At 69.2% G+C, this 8,288-nt stretch carries 7 protein-coding genes; 2 read left to right on the top strand and 5 right to left on the bottom strand.

The features are described from left to right. Positions 1-339 precede the first annotated feature (339 nt). From cyaB to ACFY4B_RS02440, 4 genes are all read right to left on the bottom strand, one after another. Positions 340-894 (bottom strand): class IV adenylate cyclase, encoded by a 555-nt coding sequence (cyaB, locus tag ACFY4B_RS02455; protein ID WP_387966267.1) that lies wholly within the window; start codon positions 892-894, stop codon positions 340-342. After that, positions 891-1,961 (bottom strand): aldo/keto reductase, encoded by a 1,071-nt coding sequence (locus ACFY4B_RS02450; protein WP_387966266.1) that lies wholly within the window; start codon positions 1,959-1,961, stop codon positions 891-893. Before ACFY4B_RS02450 ends, cyaB begins: the two co-directional genes overlap by 4 nt. A 10-nt stretch (positions 1,962-1,971) precedes the next feature. Further along, positions 1,972-4,134: a B12-binding domain-containing radical SAM protein gene (locus tag ACFY4B_RS02445; RefSeq protein WP_387966265.1), complete on the bottom strand. Its 2,163-nt coding sequence runs from the start codon at positions 4,132-4,134 to the stop codon at positions 1,972-1,974. Between the two features lie 97 nt (positions 4,135-4,231). Continuing rightward, positions 4,232-4,723 carry an ATP-binding protein gene (locus tag ACFY4B_RS02440; RefSeq protein WP_387966264.1) on the bottom strand — a complete coding sequence of 164 codons (492 nt, stop codon included), beginning with the start codon at positions 4,721-4,723 and terminating at the stop codon, positions 4,232-4,234. 191 nt (positions 4,724-4,914) lie between these two features. Between ACFY4B_RS02440 and ACFY4B_RS02435 the strand changes: the two genes are divergently transcribed. Beyond that, positions 4,915-6,240 (top strand): tetratricopeptide repeat protein, encoded by a 1,326-nt coding sequence (locus ACFY4B_RS02435; protein WP_375877519.1) that lies wholly within the window; start codon positions 4,915-4,917, stop codon positions 6,238-6,240. 274 nt (positions 6,241-6,514) lie between these two features. Here ACFY4B_RS02435 and ACFY4B_RS02430 read toward each other — a convergent pair whose 3' ends face one another. Beyond that, positions 6,515-7,087, bottom strand: a complete 573-nt coding sequence (locus ACFY4B_RS02430; RefSeq protein ID WP_387966302.1) for a helix-turn-helix domain-containing protein — start codon at positions 7,085-7,087, stop codon at positions 6,515-6,517. Positions 7,088-7,266: 179 nt separating this feature from the next. Between ACFY4B_RS02430 and ACFY4B_RS02425 the strand changes: the two genes are divergently transcribed. Continuing rightward, complete coding sequence (locus ACFY4B_RS02425) at positions 7,267-8,256, top strand: alpha/beta fold hydrolase (RefSeq protein ID WP_387966263.1); 990 nt, start codon at positions 7,267-7,269, stop codon at positions 8,254-8,256. Positions 8,257-8,288 lie beyond the last annotated feature (32 nt).

Genomic DNA, 8,288 nt, shown 5'->3' with positions numbered 1-8,288 from the left:
ACCACCCCACCAACACCAAGCGGGGGGGGATTTTAAGTTACTGGGGGGTGGTGGGGTGCCGGTGCGCCCAACCCCCCCCACCACCCCCGGGCCCCCCCCCGCCCCCCCCCCCCCCCGCGCCGGAGAAATGCCGCAAGCACGGAGGCAACGTGGCCCGCAGAGAGGTGCCGCAGGAGCGTGCAAAGGCCTGGAAATGCGGTTGCGGCGTGCTCCAGGCAGGCCTGGAGCACGCCGCGAAAAAAGCCTCACCACTCGGAGGTAAAGAGCGGAACACCGCAACATCCGCACGGCGCCAAAGGGTCCGGTGCAGGTATATCGGTACGGTCGTGCGCCCGTTCGTCAGGCCAGCCCGAGGGTGAGATGGGGGTAGCCGGCGTGGATGCGGTCGCCGAGCTTGATGTCGAGGCCGGCGATGAAGGATTCGATCTTCTCGGTGGCCTCCTCAACGGTTTCGGCCTCACCCTTGTACTCGAACTCGATGAAGTCTCCGAGGTCGCTCACACTGTCAAAGGCGACGGCGATGCTGTCGATGAACCACTCTTCGCGAGTCTTGTCGACCGTGGTGAGCTTGGTGAAGTCGAGGGAGTCCAGGATGTGCTGGACAGCGGTGGCGTCGGAGACGGTGCTCTCGAACTCGTCGCAGTGGGTCTTGATCTTCCGCTCCAGCGGGTACCACCGCTTGAAGTTCAGGGAGGAGATGCCGTCCTCGATACGGATCCGGAGCCACTCGGAGATCACGTCTCCGGAGAGGAAGTCCTTGTGGGGGGCGTTGTAGTAGTGGTCGACCTGGCGGGTCGGTCGGCCGGCTTTGCTGCCCCGGGCGGTGAGCTGGTCCTTCAGCTCCTGGGGGTCGCTGAGGAGCTTGAACTTCTGTTCGACTTCGGTGTACTTCACGGACTTTTCTCCTGAGTGTCGGTCAGCGAGGCGATGGTCTCGCGGACGGGGGCCATGACGGATTGGATCTGGTCGATCTCGGGGGCTGTGAGCGGATCGCCGACTGCGGCGACGTTGACGCTGATCTGCTGGGCGGTGCGGAAACCGACGAGCAAGGCGGCGTTTTCGGATCGCTGGAGGGCGTATTGGAGAGCCATGCGGGTCAGGTCGGCCCGGGTGTAGCCGAAGTCCGCTCCGAGTTGCCTCAGACCGTGCCGCACAGCCCCCACGGCTGCCGGGCTGAACTTCGGGTCGCCTCGGCGGTGGTCGCCCAGTGGGAAGGTGCGCGGGAGATCCGTGCGGTGGGCGCCGACCAACAGCCCCTGCCCGAGTGCCTGCTTGATGAGAACGCCGACGCCGCACTCGTTGGCGAGGTCGAAGATGTCGGCGTCCATGGGCTCGTACAGGGGACTGAGCATGTTGTAGCGGACGGTCAGCACGTCGGGCTGGACGACGGCGAACCTCAGCATGAACGCGGATGCCTCCGCACAGCGTGGGTGGCTGACGTCCTCGGCCCATGCCAGGCAGAACTCGTGCGGGGCTCGCATGCCGATGGCCTTGATCAGGCCCTGATCGCGCAGTTCCCGGAGGGTCTTGGCGGCCTCGCCGAGGTAGCGATGGTCGGGGCCGAAGTCGGAGCTGTGGAGGGAGTACAGGTCGAGGTAGTCGGTGCCGAGGTTGTCCAGGGTGGCGTCGAACTGCCGGAGGATCTGGTCTCGCTCGTACGGGTGAGCGGCATTTCCGCGGACATAGCCCACCTTGCTGGAGACGGTGAGCCGGTCGCGGTTGGCAGTAGTCAGGAGCCTGCCGACCAGGCGCTCGGACTGGCCGAGGCCATAGGCGTCGGCGGTGTCGTAGAGGGTGATGCCGAGGTCGTGGGCGCGGACGAGGGCACTGTGCGCCTCGTCCTCGTCCACTCCGGTCCAGCCGACCGGGACGCCGTCGTTGGTAGCGAGGCCGCCGATGGTCCAGCATCCGGCGCCGATCGCCGAGACATGGCCGAGGCCGGGCACGTAGCGCTTCTCCATGGTCGTCTCCTCAGGTTCCGCAGGGGTCCGAGGCGTTGATGGAGCGCCACTCGGAGGTCTGCTCCCAGCGCAGGTACTCCTTGTCGAGGATGGCGGCGAAGTCCTTGGGGATGTTGCGCAGGACGTGCTCGACGCCGCCGGCCATCTTCTTCGAGAGGGCCTTGAACTCGTCTTCCAGTTCGGTGCGCACACGGGCGCCGAGGGCCGCTTCCGCACCTTTCTCGCCGGGCACTGGCGGGGTCTGCTCGATCGCGTCGATCATGCGGCCGAAGACCTGGTAGGCGGCGTACTTGAGGACGATCCGGGCGGCTCGGACGATGCTGCGGGGGTCGCCGTCGAGCATCTTCTCCAGCGACTTGAAGGTGTAGTCCAAAGCGAAGTTCCTGTCGACCCAGAGCTGGGCCCACTGGCTGGCGACGCCGATCCGCCAGTCGGCGAACCGGGAGTCGACCCGGCCCATGGACGGCCGAACCTCGCCGGTGAGCCCGGCAGCCTGGGCCCGCTTGGTGTAGGCGGCCCCGACCAGGCACTCCATGCTGACGAGCATGTAGGAGATGCCGCTGTGCAGGGGCCTGCCGGAGGATGCCCAGGCCACCCACTCCGGGTCCTGGACGCCTTCGACGATCTCCCGGATCGGCAGGTTGGGCATCGGTCGTAGGAGGAGGTCGGTCCGACCCTGGTAGGCGTAGGTGGCTTTCAGCTCCTCGAACGTCATGAGCTGGTCGAAGCTGATGTACGTGAACCTGGTGGGGACACCGAGCGCCGACAGAGTGCGGATGGCGACGGCATTCTGCTCGCCGGTGGTCTCCTTGTTGAACCGCTCCAGGATCGAGTCGACTCCGGACTCGACGCCGAACAGGCAGCGTCGAAGGCCGTGTTGCACGAGCCGGCGCCACATGTCGGCGCGCTCGCGGTGCCAGGCGGTGTCCTGGTCGAGGCGGACGACCTGGTCGACGCGGCAGCTGGTCTCCCATGTGAAGCCCGCGTCGTGGAGGGTGGAGCCCATGTTCAGGGCGCGGGGCACCGCGCCATCGTCGCGGCCGATGAACTCCTCGTCCACCAGGTAGAGCGTCCGGGAGGCGTGCGGGTACCTGTCGAAGATGTGCCCCATCTCCTCGAGGAGCCACGGGAAGGCTTCCGGGTGGCTTCCGAACCAGGTTCCCTTGTGGCCGCGCGGACAGAACGAGCAGTAGTTGGTGCAGCCGCGAGAGCCCTCGGCCTGGGCAACGCCCTTGTGCTCGAAAGTGGCTGGCAGGAGGTCCAGCTCGGGGAAGATGTCGTCCTGCGAGTTGCTGACCGGTTTGGCGGTGCGGCGGCGGCTGATGATCAGAGTGCCCTCGCCGCGTGCGGCTCCGTTGTAACCGATGCCGTGGACCTTGTTCAGCGGGATGTCACCGTGCCAGTGGGCGAGGAGGTCTTTGATCGTGGGCTCGCCGGCTCCCCGGGCGACCAGGAGCTTGGGGTAGCGCTCCAGGAGGAGGGCTTCGTTGCGGGCGGTGAGGCTGCCCCCGGCGATCACCATCGGCTGGGATTCGAGGGAGTAGGCGGCGTCCAGCAGCTCGGTCATGAGGTCGTGCTGGCCGAAGGTCGCGCTGATCCCCAGGATGTCCGGCCGGTTCTCGGCCACCGCCATGATGAGGCCGCTCAGCGTGGTGCCGAGCTGCATGTCGAGGAGGGAGACCTCCCCGGTGAGCGTGGACCGGGCGGCCCTGGCCACGTCGCTGACACCGAGAGGGAAGCGGGGCAGCGGGAAGTGCTCGGGGTGGTAGAGCGCGGCGAGCAGGACGGTCGGCTTGGTGAAGCGATGGACCGCGGCGTCGTCGAGGTTGACCAGGGACAGCCAGGAGTCCGGCGTGTCCATCTCGATGTGCCCGGTGATCCAGGTCGGCCAGTAGCGGGTGTCGTGGTTATGGCCCGAGAGGTCGGCGACGACCCAGCGGGCGTCCGGCTGTTCGATCAGCACGAGCCGCCTGTCGAGAGTCCCGGCCACGAGGACCCGGCTGGCGTGGTCGCCGAGGTGTTGGGTGAGGTGGTCGCGGAGCTCGACGGGGTTCACGAGAAGCCGGTCGGTCTCGGTCGCCGAGACAGTCGGGGCCTCGGGCGCGGCGAGCTGCAGGGCTTCGCGCAGGCGATCGATCTGAGGGCGTGTCGTGCGTTCGACGCGGGTGGTCACTGGTGTCTCTCTCCGGAGTCGGCGGGATGAGGGTCACGGAGGCGTGACGGATCGGCCCGGCACGGGGATGTTCCGTGCGGGTTGAGAAGGAGGGGGGTTAGGCGGCCGAGAGGATCCGCGCCCGGATGAGCGGGCGGACCTTGTTGACCGAGATGATCTGCCGCAGCACGTTGCGGCGGGCCTGTTCGCGGGCCAGGGGCTGGAGGGCGACCTCGGCCCAGACCCACTTGCCGGTTGAGGTGAGCTGGGCTCCGTGCCGGTTCGCCAGTGCGGCGATGAGCCACAGGCCGCGTCCGGACTGGTCGTCGGGCGCCGCGTGACGGCCGGACGGCAGGGCCGCGCTGCTGTCCTGGACCCCGACGGTCACCATCCGGGTCCGGGTGTTCAGCTGGAGGGTGAGCACGATGGTGTCCGCGGTGGTGTGCGCGACGGCGTTCGTAACCAACTCGGAGGTGATCAGGTTCAAGTTGTCGTGCGCCTCTTCGCTCATGGAGATCCAGGCCCGGATCGTGTGGCCGACCAGGTCCCTGCTCTTGGGAACCGACTCGTTGACACGGGGCAGGGCGAATCGGCGGAAACGCACGCTCATGACGCAACACCTCGGGCGGGGATCGATGGCATGGCCGTGTTTGAACCTGGGAAGAGCCACCCAGCCAGGGCTTTCGGCCCTGGACGGCTGACGTACAGTCAATGCCGCGTCACCGTCCGCGAATAGGTGCCAGCCTGTATGCCGCTTGTGAGCCAGTTGTAGGCCGACTTGTAGTCCAGGGAAGGGGCGCCGTGTCGGAAGATGTCTCCACTGGCGAGATGATCAAAAGGGCACGTAGCGCAAGGGGCTGGTCGCAGGAGCGTCTCGCCATCGAACTGGGAAAGGTCGAGGGCAGAGGAGGGAAGGGGCCGGGACGCGGACAGGTTTACCGATGGGAGAAGCAGGGGCGGGCACCGAAGTACTGGTGGCCGTTTCTCTGTGAGGTACTTGGGTTCGGATCATCTGATGATGCGCCTGCGGCGCAGGTTGACGTGCCCGAGGGTGGTGTGGGCGATACCGTGAGCTCAGTCCTCGCGCTGGGAAGGAGCGAAGTGCTTCGCCGGGAATTCATGGCCTCCTCCAGCGGCTATGCGCTCGCGGCCCTTGGCCTGCCCGATCTGGACAGCATCACCCGCAGGGTGACGGCCAACTCCGGTGCGACGGTCCGGGTCGGCCAGGGTGAAGTCCTTGCTGTCCGGCAGATGGTCAAGTCGCTCGGTGACGCGGCGGCGGAACTCGGCGGCGGTCATGCGCGGCACCTTGCCGTCCAGTACCTCGTGGAGAACGTCAGTCCATGGCTGGACGGCGCCTGGTCCGAGTCCGTCGGGCGCGGACTCTTCGCCGGGGCCGCCCAGTTGACCCACCTCATCGGATGGATGGCTCAGGACGAGGGCAACCATGGCGTCGCCCAGAAGTACTACGCGCATTCGTACCGGCTGGCCGCCGAGGCCGGCGACGCGGAACTCGCGGCCACCGCGCTCCGCGGCCTCGCCGTGCAGGCCATCGCTCTCGGCTACCGGGCCGCCGCTGTGCGGATCGCGGAGGAGTGCGTCGACCAGGCGAAACGCCTGGACGACCCGAAAGCCCTCGCCTACTACGAGACCACCCTCGCTGACGCCGCGGCCCAGGACGGTGATCGGATCACGGCCACCCGTTTCCTCGGCACGTCCCAGCGGCACATCGAGCGATCCTCGCCGACGCCCGGCGACTCCTGGGCGAGCCACTTCAGCATCGGTCGCTGGGCTCACCATTCGGGGATGATCCTCGCCCAACTCGGCGACTACGAAGCGGCCCAGGAGCATCTCCAAGTCGCCCTGGACGTTCACGGTCTCGACCGGCGCCGTAGCCATGCGATCGTTCTGGCCGACCTGGGGGCGGTGCAGGTCCGCCAGGAGAACTACGGAGCCGCCCTGTCGACGTGGTGTGAGTTCCTCGTGCTGGCCGAAGGCCTCCGATCGGTGAAGGTGGACGACGCCGTGACGGACATGCGCGCCCGCCTTGCGCGCATTCGGACCGTCCACGGCGCTACGGAACTGGACGAGCGGGCCGCCTTGTTCCTCGCAGGGCGTTCGGTCTGAAGGCCTGCGATCAACAGGGTCGCCGCAAGGACTCCGTTGCCGGCCGGATCGACCTGGGCCGGCTCGGGCGGCCCTGGGAGGGCGTGCTTTCGACGTCCGTGACGAGGACGTGGCTCGCCTCTCACCGTTCGTGCGGAACCGCATCAACCTGCTCGGCCGGTGCTCCTTCCGGCTCCCCGACCGGCCCGGCGGCCTGCGGCCACTGCGTGGTCCGGACGCTACCGGGGCGTGAAGCCGCAGGCGCCGTTGCGGGGTCCGGGCGCTGTGCTCCGGATTACCGGGCGCCGCGGTCGGGGGTTGGGGTGCGCGGTCGTAGGCGCTCTCCCTGTGGCCCGAACATGATCAGGTATTCGACCGGTCCGCCGGGGCCGGCGTTCGCGACTCCGTGGGCGGTGCGGGTGTCGAACTCGGCCACGTCCCCGGCGCTCAGGACGAGGTCCTGCTCGCCGAGTGCCAGCCACAGCCGTCCGTACAGGACGCACAGCCATTCGTATCCGTCGTGGGAGACCTGCCGCGGCCGCGCCGGGGGTGCGTCGACGGCGGGGAGGACGTGCTTGTGGGCGTGCAGGCCCCCGACGTAGCGGGTCAGCGGTAGCACCGCCTTGTCGTTGCCGGAGCGAGGCGGCACCGGGGCGCGCGGTCCGGTCGCCGCGGCGGGTGCGGTGCCGGCCAGCTCGTCCAGGGAGACGCCGTACGCCTTCGCGAGTTGCAGCAGCACCTCCAGGGTCGGCTTGCGCCGGCCGGTCTCGATCCGCGACAGCGTGCTCAGCGAGATGCCGGTCGCGCGGCTGACGCCGGTGAGTGTGGCGCCGTGCCGCTCGCGCGCGGTCCGCAGCCGGGGGCCCATGGCCGCCAGCGTGTCGGCTGTGCCGTCGTCCGTCACCGTCGCCCCGCTCCCTGCGGCCGTGCCGCCTTCACCGCCCTGTCCTGCCAGTTTGCCACGATGGCAAGGGTTTTCGTGTCGCGCGGCCGCCGCGCCGCATGATCGGCGGGTACCCGCGGCCGCCCGTGAACCGAGGAGAAGCGATGCACCAGCCCGCGCCGTCCACCGACCTGCGCCACCGCACCATCGAGGCACCCGCCGGGCGCCTGCACCTGGTCGAGCAGGGCACCGGACCACTGCTCCTGCTCGTCCACGGCTTCCCCGAGTCCTGGTACTCCTGGCGCCGCCAACTCCCGGCCCTCGCGGCGGCGGGGTACCGGGCCGTGGCGCTCGACGTACGCGGCTACGGCCGCTCCTCCAAGCCGGCCGCGACGGACGCCTACCGGATGCTCGACCTGGTGGAGGACAACGTCGCCCTGGTGCGCGCCCTGGGCGAGGAGAGGGCGGTGGTCGTCGGGCACGACTGGGGCTCCAACATCGCGGCGGCCTCCGCCCTGCTCCACCCCGAGGTCTTCCGCGCCGTCGCACTGCTGAGCGTCCCCTACGCGCCGCCCGGCGGCCCCCGCCCCACCGACGTCTTCGCGCGGATGGGCGGCGACCAGGAGTTCTACGTCTCGTACTTCCAGGAGCCCGGCCGGGCCGAGGCGGAGATGGAGCCCGACCTCCGGGGCTGGCTCGCGGGCTTCTATGCGGCCATGTCCGCCGACACCATGCCCGCCCGGGGCGAGCCCGACCCGCACTTCGTGGCCCGCGCCGGCGGCCGGCTGCGCGACCGCTTCCCCGGCGGCAGGCTGCCCGCCTGGCTGACCGAGGACGATCTCGACGTGTACGCCGGGGAGTTCGAGCGCACCGGCATGACCGGGGCCCTCAACCGCTACCGCACCATGGACCGCGACTGGGAGGACCTCGCCCAGTACGCCGGAGCCCCGATCAGGCAGCCGTCCCTGTTCATCGGCGGCGCCCTGGACGCTTCCACGACCTGGATGGCCGACGCGATCGAGGCCTACCCGACCACTCTCCCCGGCCTGGCCTCCGCCCACATCCTGGACGGCTGCGGGCACTGGATCCAGCAGGAGCGCCCCGAGGAGGTCAACCGTCTGCTGACCGCCTGGCTCGCCTCCCTCCAGGACTGAACCGCCGGGTGTGCCGCGCGCCCCCCGGCGCG

The organism is Kitasatospora sp. NPDC001261 (genome assembly GCF_042896795.1).
Taxonomy (GTDB): Bacteria; Actinomycetota; Actinomycetes; order Streptomycetales; family Streptomycetaceae; genus Kitasatospora.
Note: the sequence above shows the minus strand (reverse complement) of the source record. Positions and strands in the feature narration are given on the sequence as shown.

Excerpts from the sequence above, each read along its gene's own strand:
- ACFY4B_RS02450 (WP_387966266.1), bottom strand. The coding sequence starts at position 1,961 with ATGGAGAAGCGCTACGTGCCCGGCCTCGGCCATGTCTCGGCGATCGGC.
- ACFY4B_RS02440 (WP_387966264.1), bottom strand. The coding sequence starts at position 4,723 with ATGAGCGTGCGTTTCCGCCGATTCGCCCTGCCCCGTGTCAACGAGTCG.
- ACFY4B_RS02430 (WP_387966302.1), bottom strand. The coding sequence starts at position 7,087 with ATGGGCCCCCGGCTGCGGACCGCGCGCGAGCGGCACGGCGCCACACTC.
- ACFY4B_RS02425 (WP_387966263.1), top strand. The coding sequence starts at position 7,267 with ATGCACCAGCCCGCGCCGTCCACCGACCTGCGCCACCGCACCATCGAG.